A 17784-nucleotide genomic window follows, 5' to 3' on the forward strand; every position below is an offset into this window, starting at 1 on the left:
GGGAAGCGATGAAAAAGATCGAAGCGATCATCAAGCCGTTCAAACTGGACGAGGTGAAGGAGGCGCTTCACGAAGTGGGCGTCTCTGGCATCACCGTGACCGAGGCGAAAGGCTTCGGGCGCCAGAAAGGGCATACCGAACTGTACCGCGGCGCAGAATATGTCGTGGATTTCCTGCCCAAGGTGAAAATGGAGATCGTGGTGGAAGATGCGTTGGCAGACCGCGTGGTGGAAGCCATCGCCAACGCCGCGCAGACGGGCCGCATCGGCGACGGCAAGATTTTCGTCATGCCCGTCGAAGCCGCGCTTCGCATCCGCACCGGAGAGCGCGACTCGGACGCGCTCTGACGCCTCCGGGCAATCGATTCCGATAACGGAATCCCGCGCGATGGCCAATTTTGCTGCGCCGCAAAACAAATTTGCAGCGGATGCTGACTCCCTGTAGGGAAGTTGCGCGAAACACCTTAGACTGAAAGGCAATCGAACATGGCGACCTCCGCGAAGGACATTTTGAAGCGGATCAAGGATGAAGAGATCGAGTGGGTCGATCTTCGCTTCACCGATCCCAAGGGCAAGTGGCAGCACCTCACCATGTGCGCCGGTGTGCTCGGCGAGGAAGAGCTTGAAGACGGCCTCATGTTCGACGGCAGCTCGATCGAGGGCTGGAAGACGATCAACGAAAGCGACATGATCCTGCGCCCGGATCTGGATGCGATCTATGCCGATCCCTTCTCGGCCACCCCCATGCTGGTGGTGTTCTGCGACATCGTCGAGCCGTCGACTGGGGAACTGTATGCCCGCGATCCGCGCTCGACCGCCAAGCGCGCCGAGGCGTATCTGAAGCAGACCGGTATCGGCGACACGATCTATGTCGGCCCCGAAGCCGAGTTCTTCATGTTCGACGACGTGCGTTTCGAGGACGGTTACGATCGCAGCTATTACAAGATCGACGATATCGAACTGCCGACCAATTCGGGCCGCGAATATGATGTCGGCAATATGGGCCACCGCCCGCGCGCCAAGGGCGGCTACTTCCCGGTCGCGCCGGTCGACAGCGCCGTCGACATTCGCGGCGAGATGGTCGCCACGATGCTCGAGATGGGCCTCAAGATGGACAAGCACCATCATGAAGTGGGCGCGGCGCAGCATGAGCTCGGCCTTACCTTCTCCACGCTCGTCACCTGCGCGGACCAGATGCAGGTCTACAAGTACGTCGTGCACCAGGTTGCCCATGCCTATGGCAAGTCGGCCACCTTCATGCCCAAGCCCATCGCCAAGGATAACGGCTCCGGCATGCACACCCACATGTCGATCTGGAACGAGAGCAAGCCGCTGTTTGCGGGCGACCAATATGCCGGCCTCAGCGAAATGTGCCTCCATTATATCGGCGGTGTCATCAAGCACGCGAAGGCGCTGAACGCGTTCACCAACCCCACCACCAATAGCTACAAGCGCCTGGTGCCGGGTTACGAAGCACCGGTGCTGCTCGCTTATTCCAGCCGCAACCGCTCCGCATCCTGCCGTATTCCCTATGGTGCGGGCGAGAAGGCGAAGCGCGTGGAATTCCGCTTCCCCGATCCGCTGGCGAACCCCTATCTCGCTTATGCGGCACTGATGATGGCGGGCCTCGACGGCATCCGGAACAAGATCCATCCGGGCGATGCGATGGACAAGAATCTCTACGATCTGCCGCCGGCAGAGCTGGAGAATGTCCCCACTGTCTGCGCCTCGCTGCGCGAAGCCCTCGAGTCGCTCCAGGCGGACCACGACTTCCTGCTGGAAGGCGATGTGTTCACCAAGGACCAGATTGAGGCCTATATCGAACTGAAATGGCCCGAGGTCGAGCGTTGGGAAATGACGCCGAGCCCGGTCGAATTCGACATGTACTACAGCGCCTGATCCCCAGCGCGATCGAAACAGCGAAGGGCGTCCCCGCGGGGGCGCCCTTTTCTTTTGACCGCGTTCAATCCGACGACTGTTCCACCTTGCACCGTTCGGCGAGGTTTGCGGCAAGAAAGTCTACGAGAAGATCGACCCGTTTGGGCCGTAGCGGTGATGGCGGCAGGACGATTTGCAGATCCAGCCTTGGCGCGGACCAGTCCGTCAGCAGCGGCACTAGTCGTCCTTCGGCTAGCGAATCGCGGACGATGAATTCCGGCAGGAAGGCGATACCGAGCCCCGCCTCCAGCGCCTCCACCATCATCGCGCCATTGTTCACATGGAGGCGCCCGTCGGGATAGACGGAAACCCGCTCCCCGCCTTTTTCCAGTACCCAGCTCTGTCGGCCCGGCGCGCTGGTGTAGGCGAAGCATCGATCGCCCGGAATGTCCGACGGGTGCGCGGGCGCTCCATGCTGCTCGATCCAGCCGGGCGAGGCCGCCAGCACCACGCGGATCGGCCCGACGCGGCGGGTGCGCAGGCTGCTGTCGGGCAGATTGGCGATGCGCACCGCCAGATCGAACCCCTGCGCCACGATATCGACGCGCCGGTCGTCCAGCTCCAGATCGATGGCGATGGATGGATGCGCCTCCATGAACCGGGCGATCAGCGGCCCCAGGAAAGCGATACCGAAACTCATCGGAGCGCTGAGCCGGATCGTGCCGCCTGCCTGCCCCGCATCCTCACGCGCCATCTCTTCCAGCGCCTGCGCCTGCTCCGTCAGCAGACGCGCCGGGCTGGAGAGCCGTCGCCCGGCCTCGGTGAGCGAAAGCCTGCGCGACGTGCGATGGAACAAGCTGATACCCTGCGCCGTCTCCAGTCTAGACACTGCTTTGGAGACCGTCGCCTTGCCGATGCCGAGATCTCGCGCCGCCTCGGTAAAGCTTCCCGCCCGCGCCACCGCCGCGAAAATCGCCCAGCCTTCGAAATCCGGTAATGCCATGATCGGAAACGATCTGTTTCATGAGTGCTTATTTCGGAAACGATAAGCCGCAACTATATCCAGTGGCAAGCAAGGAGACCGATTATGCCCACCGTTACTGCATTTCGCCCTGCCACCCAGTCCGGTGCTCAGGCCATCGAGCGCCGCCCCTTCGCCTCTCTGGGCAAGGCCGATCATGGCTGGCTGAACGCGAACCACCACTTCAGCTTCGCATCCTATTACGATCCGCAGCGCATGAACTGGGGTGCGATCCGCGTCTGGAACGACGATGAGATCGCGCCGCGTTCCGGCTTCCCGCCGCATCCGCATGATAATATGGAAATCATCACCTATGTCCGCGAAGGCGCGATCACGCACCGCGATTCCATGGGCAATGAAGGCCGCACCGAAGCGGGCGACATCCAGGTGATGAGCGCAGGCACCGGCGTTCAGCACAGCGAGGCCAATGTCGATGATGAAACGACGCGGCTGTTCCAGATCTGGATCATGCCGCGTGAGCGCAACATCGCGCCGCGTTGGGATGCGAAGCCATTTCCCAAGGCGAATCGCTCAGGTGCCTTCGTCACGTTGGCCAGCGGCGATGAAGCCGACACCGACGCGCTTTATATCAACGCCGATGCCAAGCTGCTCTGCGCCACGCTGGAAGAGGGTCAGACCATCCAGCACCGGATCGAGGATGGCCGCCATGCTTATCTGGTGCCGGTAAAGGGCGGCATTACGATCAACGGTGAAACGTTCGATCCACGCGACGGAGCGGCGATCCGCGGCGGCACCGATTTCGAAATCCGCGCGTTGAGTGGGTGCGAAATCGTCATGATCGACAGCATCTAGAGCTCCGGCCCGTCATTCCCCCTCCCCACCCCTCCCCCTGAATGACGGGCCGGTTACCGCCGCGGCCCCATGGCGCGCGGCCTTTTTTCATCCACGAACAGAAGGTTGACCCTCATGAGCAAGATTCTCGTCCTTTATTACTCCTCTTATGGTCACACCGCGACGATGGCAGAGGCCATTGCCGAAGGCGCGCGCGCTGCCGGCGGCGATGTCGATATCAAGCGCGTGCCCGAAACAGCACCGGACGAGGTCGTGAAGCAGGCCGGCTTCCAGCATGATGAAAGTCACGGCGTGGCCGAAGTCGACCATCTGCGCGATTATGACGCGATCATCGTCGGCTCGCCCACCCGCTACGGCCGCATGACCAGCCAGATGGCCAGCTTCTGGGATCAGACGGGCGCGCTGTGGCAGGAAGGTACGCTCGTGGGTAAGGTTGGCGCAGCCTTCACCTCCACGGCGAGCCAGCATGGCGGGCAGGAAACCACGCAGTTCTCCATTCTGACAAACCTCATCCACATGGGCATGACTATTGTTGGCCTGGATTACGGCTTTGACGGTCAGCTCGACCTGAGCGCCGTGCATGGCAATTCGCCTTATGGCGCCAGCACCATCGCGGGCGGCGACGGCAGCCGTCAGCCGAGCGACAAGGACCTCGCCGGTGCGCGTTATCTCGGCAAGCGCGTGGCCGAAACTACCGCGAAGCTGCACGGCTAAACGATACGAATGATCGATCACGCTTGAAAGGCGGCGGCGGTGCTGCCACCTCGCCAGGCGTGATCGAAGTTCCCGAAACCCTGTTCATCGATGGCGAAGCCCTCGTCATCGACAAGCCCGCCGGGCTCGATGTCGAAACGCCCAAGCGCGGCGGCTTCAGCCTCGTTTCCATGCTCGGCGCATTGCGCTTCGGTTTCCGTCGGGAGCCGAGCGCGGTGCACCGGCTGGACCGCGATACAAGCGGCTGCCTGCTCCTTGCGCGCAATCCGAAGGCGCATGCGCGCTTCGCCAAGGCCTTCGAGGAAGGCATCGTCGAAAAGATCTATCTCGGCATTCTGGACGGCGTGCCGGAGGAGAGCGAAGCTACCATCGCGTTGTCGCTGTCCAAGCAAAGCTCGCGCGAGAAAGGCTGGCGGATGATCGCCGCGAAGAAGGGCAAGGCGGCCGTCACCCATTGGCGCCTGATCGATCGGAAAGACGGCAAGGCGCTCGTCGAATTCCGGCCCGATACCGGCCGCACACACCAACTGCGCGCCCATGCGCTCTACGGCCTTGGCATCCCGCTCGCGGGCGATCCGATCTACGGCCGGGGAGAGCAGACCCTGCTGCACGCCGCCGCCATCCGCATGCCGCGCGAGGGCAAACCCGCGGTGGAAGCTTTATCCCCCCTGCCCCGCGTCTTTACCGAGCGCGGCTTCACGGAACCCGAGATCGCGTTCGCCGCCGAGCCCGTCGAAGACGATGCGCGTTCCTGAAGAGCATATCGATGAAAGCTTCCTCGCCGGGTCGGGACCTGGCGGACAGAATGTCAACAAGGTGGAGACAGCAGCCCAGCTGCGCGTGAACATCTTCGCCCTCGGCCTTCAGCCTTATGCCTATCGCCAGCTCAAGGACCTGGCGGGCAGCAAGCTGACCAAGGACGGCGTGCTCGTGATCACCGCGCGCACCCATCGGACGCGCGAAGCCAACCGCGAAGAGGCACGCCGGCGGTTGGACACGCTTTTGACCAAGGCACATCAGCGCGATGCCAAGCGCCGCAAGACCAAACCCAGCCGCGCCGCGAAGGCCCGCCGGGTCGATACGAAAAAGAAACGCAGCGCCGTGAAGGAAAAGCGCGGCCGCGTCCGGTTCGATTGAAGGAAATTCCATGTTCGCATTCGACATTCCTGCCGACACGCCCGCCGCAGAGCGCTGGGACGAGATCGGCCGCGCCGCGCAAGCCATGGTGGACGGTGAACCCGATAGAATAGCCAACATGGCCAATGTCGCCGCGGTGCTGTGGCAATTTCTACCCGACGTGAACTGGACTGGCTTCTATCGGATGGTCGGCGACGAGCTTGTGCTCGGTCCGTTTCAGGGGAAAGCCGCCTGCATCCGTATCCCACTCGGCCAAGGCGTTTGTGGCGCGGCCGCCGCGACGCGGGCAACGCAGCTCGTGGAAGACGTCCATGCGTTCGAAGGGCATATCGCCTGCGATGCGGACAGCCGATCCGAACTGGTCGTGCCGATCCTGCACGATGGACAGCTTCTGGGCGTGATCGATCTCGACAGCCCTACGCCCGCGCGCTTCACGGCGGATGATGCCGCGGGTTGCGAGAAGCTGGCAGCGCTAATCGCGCCCGCTTTGGCAGGCTGATCGGGAACCGCGCCAAAACGGGACATGAAACGGCCGGCTTGCGGCGGTCAGTAGCGGCAAGCCTCTAGAAATGTTAAGGAACTCTTAACCAAAACCGCACGTTCGCATCCTCGAGCGTGGTAAGGCCGAGGAGTGACTTGATGAATAAAAATCTTTGTTTGTGGACGGTTGCAGCCCCCGCATTGCTGGCGGCTACGCCTGCGATCGCCGGACACGACTCACCCGATAGCGTGCCTTACGGCGCTGAATACGGCCCCACCGCTACCTATGACGACGGCGCATATAACTGGGATGACCGCGTCTATTCGCAGGAAGATCAGCAGAGCGGCACCTATGACGGCACCTGGTCCGGCAATTATGTCGATGATCAGGGCCGCGTCTATCAGGGCGAATGGCAGGGCACCTATGTCGACGAAAACGGCCAGGCTTTTCAGGGCAGCTATCGCGGCACCTCCATCGGCGCGCCGCGCTACGGATATGAGACCAATGGCGTAGCGACGGCTCCTTATGCCGGCACCGAATATCAGGCTGGAACATCCTATCAGGGCGCGCCTGCTTATCAGGGCACACCCGCCTATCAGGGCGGCTATGTGGCGCAGGCACCCGGTTACGGCTATGAGCAGCGTCAGGACAATGGCGTCGGCGGCGCGGTCATCGGCGGCGTTGCAGGCGGCGTTGCGGGCAATTTGATCGCCGGGCGCGGCAACCGCCTGGCCGGCACGTTGATCGGCGGAGGCCTTGGCGCCGCGGCCGGTTATGCAATCGACAAAGCGGAAGACCGCGGCCAGCGTCGCTATTATCGCGACGATCGCCGCGTATATGGAGGCTCCGCTCCCGTCTATCGCGGCCCCGCCCCGGCCTATGGCGGCGCTTATGCGCAAGGCGCGCGCGGATATGCGATGCCGACCGGCTATGGCTGGCAGGGCCACCGCTATTGGTATCGCGGCTATGCCCAGCCGCAAGCTTACAATGGCGGCACCACGACGGTCGTTGTCGTTCCCGGCCAGACGACCACCACGACCACGACGACCGTGACCGAGGAATATGTCAGCACCGGGCATGACAAGCGCGTGATCCGCAAGGACAAGCGTCTGCGCCGCTAAGGCACGCGTCGTTTACAAGCTGATTATCTAAAAAAACCCCGTCGGACCGGCGGGGTTTTTTATTGTCTGAAATCTCGATCTTACGCCAGGATCACGCGCCGCCGGGCTCGAACTTTTCCCAGCCCTCCGGCCCGAGCCGTTCGAGCGGGCGATAGCGGACCTTGTACTGCATCCGCGCCGATCCCTCGACCCAATAGCCGAGATACACATAAGGCAGCCCGGCCTTGCGCGCGCGCATGATGTGATCGAGGATAATGTAATTTCCCAGCCCCTTGCGGTCCTCCAGATCGGGATCGAAGAAGCTGTAGATCATCGACAGCCCGTCCGATTGCTGATCGGTGAGGCAGGCACCCACAAGCTTACCGGGCAAACCGTCCACGCCCGGCTCGCGATATTCAATGACATAGCTGTTGACCGGCGTCTGCTCGACCATGTCCGCATAGTCCATGTCGTCCATATCATTCATGCCGCCATCCGGATGGCGGGCGTTCAGATACCGACGCAGCAGATCATATTGCTCGGACGTGGACCAGGGGCGGCAGGCCGAAACCTGCAAATCTTCGTTGCGGCGCAAAAGCTTGCGCTGCGTCGCACCCGGCTCGAATTCGTTCGCGATCACCCGCACCGAAACGCAGGCGCGGCAGTCCGCGCAGCTCGGCCGGTACGCGACATTCTGGCTGCGACGAAAACCGATGCGGCCAAGCGCATCGTTCAGCTCATCGGCATGCTCGCCGTTGAGTTCGGTGAAGACCTTGCGCTCCGTACGCCCCGGCAAATAAGGGCAAGGCGCCGGATTGGTCAGGAAAAAGCGGGGAAAGCGTACCGGTGCGCTCACGGGTGGGGACTGTCCTGCCGAATGAATGAGGAGCGCTCAACCTATGCAGCGCGGCCCATCAAGGAAAGCCGATTTACCACATTTCGACGTTCACCGGTAACGCTTAGTCCATTTCGACTCGGTGGAGCGCATAACCCTGGCTCCGCAAATCCTCGATCAGAGCATCGAGCTGTTCCTTATCGCGCGCCTCGCACTCGATGTCGGTGATCAGTCCCTTGGCGGGCAGATTGGTGAAAATCCGCTGATGATAGATTTCGATGATGTTGACGCGGTGCTTGTCGAAGGTGCGCATCACCTTGAACAGCGCACCGGGCCGGTCCTGCAACGTGATGCGCAGGCGCGATAAGCGGCCCGAGCGGGCAAGATCGCGAATAAGGACGTTCGCCAGCAGACGTGTATCGATATTGCCGCCACATAGGACGAGGCCGACATTCTTGCCGGAAAACTTCTCCGGGTTGGCCAGCACGGCGGCGAGGCCGGCAGCGCCCGCGCCCTCGACGACTGTCTTCTCGATCTGCAGCAGCAGGCTGACGGCGCGCTCCAGATCCGCCTCGCTGACGAGCAGGATGTCGTCGACCAGCTCGGATATCCATTGCCGCGTGAGCGCGCCCGGCTCCTTGACGGCAATGCCTTCTGCCAGCGTGTCGCCAGCGCATTCGCCCGATCCACCCTTCACCGCGCCGTACATGGACGGGTACAGTTCGGCTTCCACACCGATAAGCTCGATATCGGGCTTCAGCGCGCGCGCCGCGGTGGCGATACCGGACATCAGGCCGCCGCCACCGATGGGTACGACCAGGGTGTCCAGATCAGGCTGGGCCTCCAGCATTTCGATGCCGATGGTCCCCTGCCCCGCAGCGACGTCGGGATCGTCGAAGGGATGGACGAAGGTGAGGCCCTGTTCCTGCTCCAGCTCACGGGCATGGGCGTAGGCATCGTCGAACTTTTCGCCGAACAGCACCACCTTGCCGCCCACGCTTTCGGTCTGCATCACTTTGACCACAGGGGTGGTCACCGGCATCACGATGGTTGCAGGAATACCAAGGCGCGTGGCGTGGTAGCTAAGGCCCTGAGCGTGGTTGCCGGCGGAGGCCGCGATAACACCCTTGGAACGCCGCTCTTCGCTCAGCAGCAGAAGCGCATTCAGCGCGCCGCGCTCCTTGAAGCTGGCGGTGAACTGGTGGTTTTCGAACTTCAGATAGATATTCGCGCCGGTGATGTTGCTCAGCGTCTTGCTGTGGCTCATCACCGTCTCGACCACCGCACCGCGCAGACGCTCACACGCCGCGCGGATATCATCGATGGTGAGATCGCTACGGCCGGCCCCGGGCGCTATTTTCGACTGTTCGTTCATATGCGCGGGCTAACCTGTCTGGCCCTAGCGCGCAACGCCCGTTAGGACATGACGCCATGACCAAGATCGCATTTATCGGGCTCGGCGTCATGGGCTTTCCCATGGCCGGGCACCTCGCAGCCGCCGGACACGATGTGACCGTCTATAACCGCACCAGCGCAAAAGCCGATGACTGGGTGGAACAGCATGGAGGCGCTATGGCCGCGAGCCCGCGTGAAGCGGCTGCGGGGGCCGAGATTGTCTTCACCTGCGTCGGCAATGACGACGATCTGCGCTCCGTAACGCTTGGGCAGGACGGCGCTTTTGCCGGATTGGCCGAAGGGACATTGTTCGTCGATCATACCACCGTGTCCGCGCATATCGCCCGCGAATTGGCGGAAAAACTGGAAGAGCAAGGTTGTCGCGGCATCGACGCGCCGGTCTCCGGCGGGCAGGCGGGTGCGGAAAACGGCAAGCTTGCCATCATGTGCGGCGGCTCGGACACGGCGATGGACCGCGCGCGGCCGGTGATGGACGCCTATGCCGCACGCATCGTCCATGTCGGCGGGCCGGGGGCGGGGCAGACCACCAAGATGGTGAACCAGATCTGCATCGCCGGCGTGCTGTCGGGGCTTTCGGAAGCGGTGCGGTTCGCGCAGGCCGCGGATGTCGATCTGGCCAAGGTGAGAGAAGCTATATCGGGCGGTGCAGCACAAAGCTGGCAGATGGACAATCGCTGGGACACGATGGCTGCGGGCGAGTTCGACTTCGGTTTCGCGATCGACTGGATGCGCAAGGACCTCGGGTTGGCGCTGGATGAGGCGCGGCGCAACGGCTCCAGCCTGCCCAACGCAGCGCTGGTCGATCAATATTATGCCGAGGTTCAGGCGATGGGCGGCAACCGGCAGGATACCAGCGCCATGATCCGGCGGCTGCGCAAGGGCGGAGACAAAGATTGAAATTACTGGGCCGTTTTGCGGGCGCGTTGCTGCTCGCATCGTCGCTTCTCTCAGCTCCGGCGATGGCCGATGGGCTGTACGACAATGTCAACGGCTTCACGCTGAATGATGATGGCCAGCTTGTCCGCTTCACCGGCATCCTGATCGACCGTGACGGCAAGGTCGCAAAACTGCTCGATCGCAAGGACAAGCGCCCGCGCGAGCTTGACTGGCGCAAGGACGGCGATGGCCGCACGCTCATGCCCGGTTTCATCGATGCGCACGGCCATATCATGGAGCTGGGTTTCAAGCAGCTGACGCTGGACCTCTCGCAGACCAATTCGCTGGCCGAGGCGCAGGCCGCGATCGCGGCGTATGCGCGCGAATATCCAGAACGGCGCTGGATCATCGGGACAGGCTGGAATCAGGAAAAATGGGGCCTTGGCCGCTTCCCCACCGCAGCCGATCTCGACGTGGTGGTTTCCGATCGTCCGGTCTGGCTGTCACGCGTCGATGGACATGCCGGCTGGGCTAACAGCGCGGCGATCGAGGCGGCGGGAATTACCGCGAAGACCGAAGTGCCCAGCGGCGGCCGGATCGAAATGGCGAACGGCAAGCCCAGCGGGGTGTTCGTCGACAAGGCCGGCGATCTCATACAAAAATTCGTGCCCGTCCCCCGCCCTGCCGAACGCGATCTGGCGTTCTCCAAAGCGCAGGACGTGCTCCTGTCCCACGGCGTTACCGGCGCGGCCGATATGGGCACCACGATCGAAGACTGGCAGACTTACAGGCGCGCAGGCGATGCCGGGTGGCTGAACATGCATATCGCAGCCTATGCCGCCGGTATCGATCAGATGATCGCCATCGCCGGGCCGCGCCCGACCCCCTGGCTGTACGATGACAAACTGAAGCTCGTCGGCGTGAAGCTTTATCTCGACGGGGCACTGGGCAGCCGCGGGGCGTGGCTGAAGCAGCCTTATGCCGACGCGCCCGGCCAAACCGGGCTTCCCATGCTCGGCAGCGCGGAATTGCGTAATCTGATGAGCCGTGCGTCAATGGACGGCTTTCAGACCGCGGTGCATGCGATCGGCGATGCGGCGAATGCAGAAGTGCTCGGCGCGATCGACGAGCTGGCGGAAACCTATGATGGGGACCGCCGCTGGCGCATCGAACATGTGCAGATCGTCGATCCCGTCGATCTGCCGCGCCTTGGCCGCAACGGCATCATCTCTTCCATGCAGCCGACCCACCAGACCAGCGATCGCCAGATGGCCGAAGCGCGGTTGGGACCGGATCGACTGGAAGGTGCCTATGCCTGGCGAACGATCCTGAGCGACGGCGGGAAACTGGCCTTCGGCTCCGATTTTCCGGTAGAGGCGCCCGATCCGTTTGCCGGGTTCGCGGCCGCGATTTCGCGCACCGGCCCTGACGGACAACCCTTTGGCGGGTGGCGCCCGCAGGACGCGGTCAGTCGCATACAGGCCCTCGCCGCGTACACCACCGGCGCAGCATTTGCAGAATTTGCTGAAAAGAGCCTCGGCAGCCTGACGCCCGGACATCGCGCCGATTTCATTCTGGTGGACCGGGACATCATGCTTGCCAGCCCCTCGGATATCCGCGCGACGAAGCTGTTGGAAACCTGGGTCAATGGCCGTCCGGTCTATCAAGCCAAGGATAAATAAGTCACGCTCAGGAATTTGCTGCACTGCAAACATTGCCTCGATGGAATGATCGGTGTATGGACCGAGCGATTTTTCAAAGATCAAAAGTGAGGGAGACAATTATGAAACTCGGAAAGATTGCAGCAGCCGCTGCCATGCTTTCGCTGACGGCCGCTCCGGCCATAGCGCAGGCAACCCAGTCCGCAAGCGCGCTTTCGGTCGCCGGTGCTGAGCGTCTTGGCGCTTCCGTCGATCAGGATAGCGATCTTGCCGGCAGCAACGTGCTTATCGGCATCATCGTTGTCGCAGCCATCATCGGCGCGATCATCGTTGTCGCCGACGACAATAATGATGAGCCGGTCAGCCCCTGATCGTTCGATCAGACTGATATGAGAAAGGGCGCCGCGGCGCCCTTTTTTGTGTCTTGCTTCAGGATGCGTTGCAGACGCCGGTTTTCAGATGCCGACGCTGAGGAAGTCTGGGACCGGCCCGTTCCAGTCTCCAGCCACATCTGACTTGCGCGCATGTCCATCAGCCCGCGTGTCGCTCTGCGTCTTGCGCGATGGCGATGTCCGATCTTCGGACGGCGTGGACGTATCCTTCGCGCGGCCACCACGGCTACGCGAACGGTTGGAACGCGCTGGCTTCTCTTCGCGCTCATCGGATATTGCCGACTGCTTCGGCTCAGCTGCTTTCTCGGATGAGGAGGTGTCCTTCGTCGCCGCATCGCTGTCCTGGCGCTGGATCTTGGTACCGATCAGCTTCTCGATATTCTCGAGCGCTTCTTCATCGTCCGGCGTTACGAACGTGTAGGCGACACCCGTGGCTCCCGCCCGGCCGGTGCGGCCGATGCGATGGACATAATCGTCCGGATGCCACGGACAATCATAGTTGAAGACATGACTGACGCCCTTTACGTCGATGCCGCGCGCGGCAACGTCGGAGGCGACCAGGATATTGACCTCGCCCGATTTGAAGAGGTTCAACTCGGCGATGCGCGCGGGCTGGTCCATGTCGCCATGGATTTCACCGCTGGCAAATCCGCGGCGCTTCAGCTCCTTGTTGAGATCGCGGACAGTCGTCTTGCGATTGCAGAAGACGATACCGTTCTGCACATTTTCGCTTTCGAGCAGTTCGCGCAGCTTCGCCTTCTTGGAACGCGCGCTCAGCTTCACCAGACGCTGATCGATATTTTTCGCCGCCGTCGCTGGGCGCGCAACCTCTATATGCTTGGGATTGGAGAGGAACTTGTCCGCAAGCTTCTTGATCGGCCCCGGCATGGTTGCCGAAAACAAAAGGGTCTGCCGCGTCGCGGGAAGCTTGGAACAGATGCTCTCGATGTCCGGAATGAAGCCCATGTCGAGCATCCGGTCCGCCTCGTCGATCACCAGCAGCTCGCATCCGTTGAGGAGGATGTTGCCGCGATCGAACAGATCCATCAGCCGGCCGGGCGTGGCAATCAGCACGTCGACGCCTTTTTCGAGCGCCTTGACCTGATCACCCATCGAAACGCCGCCGATCAGCAGGGCCATGGTGAGCTTGTGATTCTTGCCGTATTTTTCGAAATTTTCGGCAACCTGCGCGGCCAGTTCGCGCGTAGGCTCAAGGATGAGCGAGCGCGGCATCCGTGCGCGGCTGCGCCCATGGGCAAGAATGTCGATCATCGGCAGGACGAAGCTGGCCGTTTTGCCCGTTCCGGTCTGCGCAACACCAATCAGATTGCGCATCATCAGCACCGAAGGGATGGCGCTCGCCTGGATCGGGGTCGGCTCTGTATAGCCGGCCTCATCGACCGCTTTTAGAAGTTCATCGGAAAGGCCGAGATCGGCGAAGGTCATCCATGTTCCTGATATTTGCCGGGAGAAGTCGTCGTCATCCATCCGGTCTTGCACATGCGCATGCGTCGCTGCGGGAAAGGGCCCGCGCGAGACCCGCTGCCAATGCTGTAAAGTGGCGCCTTAGTCAAGCGATCCGAAGCTAGGCCCCGCGGCTACAAGCGCCGCCGCCCCGACAGAATGTTCAGTTTTTCGGTTCCGCAACAACGCGGCGTAGGCGATCAATCTCACACCGCATGCCCGAACGCGCCATCAACACATCGCGGCCTGCGCAAACCTTCCCGTCTTTACTTCGCTCCATGTAGAGCCCGGCGTGGAAGTCCATCGCGAGGCAGCCACCGTCCAGATAGGCGCGAATGCGCTGGCGGTCGCGCGTGATGAAATCAAGTGCGCGGCTGCGCGAGGGCGTCATGCCGACGATCTGATCGGACGCGAGGCACTGTTTCATCTTCTTCTCGACCAGCCGGGGCGGCGGAGCAGCGGCCGGCGCGCGCGCTGGCCCGGTGGCCGAAAGCTGCACGCGATCAGACGAGCGGCGCGGGATGCGGATGATGATGCGCTGCTCGATCCGAACCTGAAACACGGGCTCCGGTGCCGGGGACATGGTGTCCACCATCGGCATGGCTACTGGGTCTGCCGGAATCATGTCTCCGCCGGCGGCCGCACTGGCAGTCAGAATGGCGAGCCATTGCCAGATCACGCATATTCCCCAAGCAATTCGAAACGATCGGCTGCGATGCCGCTGCTATATGCTGTGCCATTGAACGTGGAGTGAACTGACACGTCAACCCCGCCATCGCGGGTGTCCCGTTCCTGCGCTTGCTCTTGCGCGGCTCCGCGGCGCAACCTAAGGCCTTGCCAGCAATATTCGAGGCCGTCCGCGGCCCGCCAAGTGTAATGGAGCAGAAGTGATGGCGAGTGCGCCGACCCCCAATAACCTTCCGATGTTTTACAAGGACCTCGTTCCGCTCAACAGCGAACAGCATGGCGACTGGCGCACGCGCGGTCTGGACGATGCCAAGTTCCTTTCGAACCAGCATGCCATTCCCATCACGGTCGATGAGTTTGTGCCCTGCTCGCGCAGCTATCCGATCATCTTCTCGTCGGGCGACCAGCCGGTGCCGCTGGCGCTGATGGGCATGAACGAGGGCGTCAACACCTTCATCAACGATGAAGGCAAGCTCGACCAGCCGGTCTATCTGCCGGCCTATATCCGCCGCTATCCCTTCCTCCTCGCGCGTCTCCAGCAGGATAGCGATGAGCTGTCGCTTTGCTTCGATCCCGAAGCCGGCGCGATCGGCCCGTTCGATGAAGGCGAAAAGCTGTTCGAGGACGGCCAGCCCAGCGAAGCGACCAAGAATATCCTGAAGTTCTGCGAGGATTTCGAGCAGTCCGGCGCGCGCACCCAGGCCTTTATGGAGGACCTCAAGAAGAGCGGCCTCATCATGGATGGCGAGGTGTCGATCCAGCAGAACGGTGTGGAACAGCCCTTCATCTACCGCGGCTTCGGCATGATCGACGAGCAGAAGCTGAAGGATCTGCGCGGCGACGAACTTCGCAAGATGAACCAAAACGGCATGCTTCCGTTGATCCATGCCCACCTCTTCTCACTCCAGTTGATGCGGGAGCTTTTTTCACGTCAGGTCCAGCTCGGTAAAATGCCGCAGGTGACCGAAGCACCACAGGTCTAAATCTTATGGCAACGACTACGAGCAACGGCCGCGATCGCTACTCCACGGTGGCGATCATCCTTCACTGGCTGATTGCCGCGCTGATCATCACCAATCTCGTTCTGGCGAAATTGGCAGAGGGCGCCAGCGGTTCGGCTCGTAGTTCGTTGATGGGGCCGCATATGGCCATCGGGATTTCGGTCCTGTTTTTCAGCATCATCATGGTGCTCTGGCGAATCACGCATCCGCGCCCGCCTTTGCCAGCCGAACTGGCAGGGTGGGAACGCGTCCTCTCCAAGATCGTGCACGTCCTGTTCTATATCCTGATCATTGCCGCACCGCTTGCCGGCTGGCTTCTGGTATCCAGCCATGGCGAATCCAAGGGTATCGACTTCTTCGGCCTATTCACCGTTCCCGATCTCCCGGTTTCTGCGGATAAGCAGGGCCATGAATTGATCGACACGGTCCACAAGAACCTGGGCGGCGCGTTCATCTATCTGATCGCGCTCCACGTGCTTGGTGCATTAAAGCATCAGTTTATCGACAAAATGCCCTATTTCCACCGGATGTGGCCCGGCTGAGTTGTGCCGAGCTTTTTTCGGCACGGACTTTGCATTTTATTGTGTCTGAATATTGAAACCAAAGGACGCGCAGGCCATTTAGGATTGGACGGACATTCCCCCTCTTGTCCGTCGGGCGCCCTTGGGGCGTCATCTCCCTGAGCCTTGGCCACCCCGAAAGGGGTGGTCTTTTTGTTTCAGGGTCTATTCGGCAGCATTCGGCCAGCTATGCTCGGTCAATTCCAGCTCCAATGTGGCGACTGCGCGGAGCAGCCACTCCGCCATGCCGTTCACCGCCTCGGCCACAGGCTCGCGCGCAAGGGCATCAAGATAGAGCCCCCGATCCACTTCCAGTTGCAGCGCCTGGATATGCCCTGCCGGATTGCCATGACGTTCCAGCACATAGCCGCCCGCATAGGGATGGTTCAGCGCCGCTTCCCACCCCTCCTGGCGTGCCTGCTCGACAAGGAGCGATGTCAAGCAGCTCGAGGCGCTGCGCCCGAACCGGTCGCCTACGACGATCCGGGGAGCGGCTCCCGCGGGATAACGCAAGCTTGGCATACTGTGCAGATCGAGCAATAGCGCGCAACCGAAGCGGCTTCGCATCGCGCGCAGCACGTCTGCGATCCGGCGATGATAGGGGCGGTGATCCTCCGCAATGCGCCGGTCGAGCTCGCTCCGGTCCAGACGACCGGTCCACAATTCCCCGGCCGTACCCAACCAGCGCGGGACCAGCCCCAGCCCTCCGCGCACCTTGGCATTAGGCGGATCGACCTCATGCGCGTTCAGCCCTTCGATCATGGCAGCGTCCACTTCGCGCTCCGATCGATTGAGGTCGATCCATGCGCGTGGGCGATGCGCGACGATACAGGGAAAGCCGGCATCGATCGCGGCCTTTGCGAGCAGATCGACATAGCGGTCCTCAAGCCGCTGCAGGATGGATGACGACACCCGGGACCGGGCTAGCAGGCCGGGCGGATAGACGCGGCCTGAATGTGGTATCGATATCAGCAGCGGGCGGGCGGGGTCGTCCAGTCCATAGCCGGTAAAACTTGGCAGGCGATCGGGTTCGCATTCGGCCATCATGAGCCGAGATAGTCCGCCCGGCGCCTACGCGCAATCACGCCCGGCCGCCGTTTCGGCCATAGAAAATAAACTTCTATCGGTTATGACAAGCTCACATCATCGATCCCATCCCGAACAGACCGAGCCTCCCTTATGCCCGACCCGATCCGTATTCTGCTGGCCGAAGACGAAGAGGCGATGCGGGGCTATCTGACGCGCGCCCTGGAAAAGTCGGGCTATGAAGTGGTGGCCGTCGATCGCGGTACGGAAGCACTGCCGTTGCTCAAGGAGCAGCGGTTCGACCTGCTCCTCACCGACATCGTCATGCCGGAAATGGACGGGATCGAGCTTGCCCAGCATTGCGGCAAGGTTTCCCCCGATACGCAAGTGATGTTCATCACTGGTTTTTCCGGCGTCACCTTGCGCGCCGGCGAGGCCGTTCCTCGCGCGAAGCTTCTGTCAAAGCCATTCCACTTGCGCGATCTGGTGCTGGAAGTGGACCGCATGTTTCAGGGCGAGAGCAAGAGCGGCCTGATTTAGGCACTTGAACGCCGGCCCTCCTGTCGTTAGAGGAGCGGCCTTCGATCGCGCCCCGCCAGGGGCGTGGCCACCGGAAAATGGGCGTATAGCTCAGTGGTAGAGCACCGTGTTGACATCGCGGGGGTCGGAAGTTCAATCCTTCCTACGCCCACCATTTTCCGGAACTGAAGGTTGATCCGGGGG

General features: G+C 61.9%; 20 protein-coding genes and 1 tRNA gene. 15 read left to right on the forward strand and 6 right to left on the reverse strand.

Annotated elements, in window-relative coordinates; genetic code table 11:
• Positions 1 to 8 precede the first annotated feature (8 nt).
• Positions 9 to 347 carry a P-II family nitrogen regulator gene (locus tag H7X45_RS08975; RefSeq protein ID WP_187334564.1) on the forward strand — a complete coding sequence of 113 codons (339 nt, stop codon included), beginning with the start codon at positions 9 to 11 and terminating at the stop codon, positions 345 to 347.
• Positions 348 to 485: 138 nt separating this feature from the next.
• Positions 486 to 1898, forward strand: a complete 1413-nt coding sequence (gene glnA, locus H7X45_RS08980) for a type I glutamate--ammonia ligase (RefSeq protein ID WP_187334565.1) — start codon at positions 486 to 488, stop codon at positions 1896 to 1898.
• A gap of 64 nt (positions 1899 to 1962) precedes the next feature.
• On the opposite strand, the gene H7X45_RS08985 is transcribed toward glnA, so the two are convergent.
• On the reverse strand, positions 1963 to 2880 hold the full coding sequence (locus H7X45_RS08985) for a LysR family transcriptional regulator (protein ID WP_187334566.1): 918 nt from the start codon (positions 2878 to 2880) through the stop codon (positions 1963 to 1965).
• Positions 2881 to 2964: 84 nt separating this feature from the next.
• Here H7X45_RS08985 and H7X45_RS08990 point away from each other — a divergent pair, with 84 nt between their 5' ends.
• The 6 genes from H7X45_RS08990 to H7X45_RS09015 all read left to right on the forward strand — a co-directional run bounded on the left by H7X45_RS08990 (position 2965) and on the right by H7X45_RS09015 (position 7164).
• Positions 2965 to 3711: a pirin family protein gene (locus H7X45_RS08990; protein ID WP_187334567.1), complete on the forward strand. Its 747-nt coding sequence runs from the start codon at positions 2965 to 2967 to the stop codon at positions 3709 to 3711.
• A gap of 114 nt (positions 3712 to 3825) precedes the next feature.
• A complete protein-coding gene (gene wrbA, locus H7X45_RS08995) occupies positions 3826 to 4425 on the forward strand; it encodes an NAD(P)H:quinone oxidoreductase (protein WP_187334568.1) in 600 nt (199 codons plus the stop codon).
• A gap of 23 nt (positions 4426 to 4448) precedes the next feature.
• Positions 4449 to 5180, forward strand: a complete 732-nt coding sequence (locus tag H7X45_RS09000; protein WP_246449414.1) for an RluA family pseudouridine synthase — start codon at positions 4449 to 4451, stop codon at positions 5178 to 5180.
• Positions 5167 to 5562 (forward strand): alternative ribosome rescue aminoacyl-tRNA hydrolase ArfB, encoded by a 396-nt coding sequence (gene arfB / locus H7X45_RS09005; protein ID WP_187334569.1) that lies wholly within the window; start codon positions 5167 to 5169, stop codon positions 5560 to 5562. Before H7X45_RS09000 ends, arfB begins: the two co-directional genes overlap by 14 nt.
• A 10-nt stretch (positions 5563 to 5572) precedes the next feature.
• Entirely contained in the window at positions 5573 to 6061 is a 489-nt protein-coding gene (locus tag H7X45_RS09010; protein WP_187334570.1) for a GAF domain-containing protein, read from the forward strand.
• A 140-nt stretch (positions 6062 to 6201) separates the two neighbouring features.
• Entirely contained in the window at positions 6202 to 7164 is a 963-nt protein-coding gene (locus H7X45_RS09015; protein ID WP_187334571.1) for a glycine zipper 2TM domain-containing protein, read from the forward strand.
• Positions 7165 to 7255: 91 nt separating this feature from the next.
• Here H7X45_RS09015 and H7X45_RS09020 read toward each other — a convergent pair whose 3' ends face one another.
• Together H7X45_RS09020 and H7X45_RS09025 are read right to left on the reverse strand one after the other, a co-directional pair.
• Positions 7256 to 7999, reverse strand: coding sequence for an arginyltransferase (locus tag H7X45_RS09020; RefSeq protein WP_187334572.1), 744 nt, complete (start codon positions 7997 to 7999; stop codon positions 7256 to 7258).
• A gap of 103 nt (positions 8000 to 8102) precedes the next feature.
• Positions 8103 to 9353, reverse strand: a complete 1251-nt coding sequence (locus H7X45_RS09025) for a threonine ammonia-lyase (RefSeq protein WP_187334573.1) — start codon at positions 9351 to 9353, stop codon at positions 8103 to 8105.
• 56 nt (positions 9354 to 9409) lie between these two features.
• On the opposite strand from H7X45_RS09025, the gene H7X45_RS09030 reads away from it, so the two are divergent.
• The 3 genes from H7X45_RS09030 to H7X45_RS09040 all read left to right on the forward strand — a co-directional run bounded on the left by H7X45_RS09030 (position 9410) and on the right by H7X45_RS09040 (position 12302).
• Positions 9410 to 10291, forward strand: a complete 882-nt coding sequence (locus H7X45_RS09030) for an NAD(P)-dependent oxidoreductase (RefSeq protein ID WP_187334574.1) — start codon at positions 9410 to 9412, stop codon at positions 10289 to 10291.
• A 62-nt stretch (positions 10292 to 10353) separates the two neighbouring features.
• The gene (locus H7X45_RS09035; protein WP_187337079.1) at positions 10354 to 11952 is read left to right on the forward strand and encodes an amidohydrolase; all 1599 of its coding nucleotides are present in this window, start codon (positions 10354 to 10356) and stop codon (positions 11950 to 11952) included.
• Between the two features lie 101 nt (positions 11953 to 12053).
• Positions 12054 to 12302 (forward strand): hypothetical protein, encoded by a 249-nt coding sequence (locus H7X45_RS09040; RefSeq protein WP_187334575.1) that lies wholly within the window; start codon positions 12054 to 12056, stop codon positions 12300 to 12302.
• Positions 12303 to 12386: 84 nt separating this feature from the next.
• Here the strand turns inward: H7X45_RS09040 and H7X45_RS09045 are convergent, their stop codons facing one another.
• Both H7X45_RS09045 and H7X45_RS09050 read right to left on the reverse strand, forming a co-directional pair.
• Positions 12387 to 13769 (reverse strand): DEAD/DEAH box helicase, encoded by a 1383-nt coding sequence (locus H7X45_RS09045; protein ID WP_187334576.1) that lies wholly within the window; start codon positions 13767 to 13769, stop codon positions 12387 to 12389.
• A gap of 181 nt (positions 13770 to 13950) precedes the next feature.
• Positions 13951 to 14466, reverse strand: a complete 516-nt coding sequence (locus H7X45_RS09050; protein WP_187334577.1) for a hypothetical protein — start codon at positions 14464 to 14466, stop codon at positions 13951 to 13953.
• Positions 14467 to 14677: 211 nt separating this feature from the next.
• Here H7X45_RS09050 and H7X45_RS09055 point away from each other — a divergent pair, with 211 nt between their 5' ends.
• Together H7X45_RS09055 and H7X45_RS09060 are read left to right on the forward strand one after the other, a co-directional pair.
• Positions 14678 to 15457 (forward strand): SapC family protein, encoded by a 780-nt coding sequence (locus H7X45_RS09055; protein ID WP_187334578.1) that lies wholly within the window; start codon positions 14678 to 14680, stop codon positions 15455 to 15457.
• Between the two features lie 5 nt (positions 15458 to 15462).
• Positions 15463 to 16017, forward strand: a complete 555-nt coding sequence (locus H7X45_RS09060) for a cytochrome b (protein ID WP_187334579.1) — start codon at positions 15463 to 15465, stop codon at positions 16015 to 16017.
• A gap of 183 nt (positions 16018 to 16200) precedes the next feature.
• On the opposite strand, the gene H7X45_RS09065 is transcribed toward H7X45_RS09060, so the two are convergent.
• Positions 16201 to 17082 (reverse strand): N-formylglutamate amidohydrolase, encoded by an 882-nt coding sequence (locus H7X45_RS09065; protein WP_187334580.1) that lies wholly within the window; start codon positions 17080 to 17082, stop codon positions 16201 to 16203.
• A 132-nt stretch (positions 17083 to 17214) separates the two neighbouring features.
• On the opposite strand from H7X45_RS09065, the gene cpdR reads away from it, so the two are divergent.
• Both cpdR and H7X45_RS09075 read left to right on the forward strand, forming a co-directional pair.
• Positions 17215 to 17601: a cell cycle two-component system response regulator CpdR gene (cpdR, locus tag H7X45_RS09070; RefSeq protein ID WP_187334581.1), complete on the forward strand. Its 387-nt coding sequence runs from the start codon at positions 17215 to 17217 to the stop codon at positions 17599 to 17601.
• 79 nt (positions 17602 to 17680) lie between these two features.
• A tRNA-Val gene (locus H7X45_RS09075) sits at positions 17681 to 17755 on the forward strand.
• The last annotated feature ends 29 nt before the right edge of the window (positions 17756 to 17784 follow it).

It is taken from the genome of Novosphingopyxis iocasae, assembly GCF_014334095.1.
In the GTDB taxonomy this organism is placed as follows: domain Bacteria; phylum Pseudomonadota; class Alphaproteobacteria; order Sphingomonadales; family Sphingomonadaceae; genus Novosphingopyxis; species Novosphingopyxis iocasae.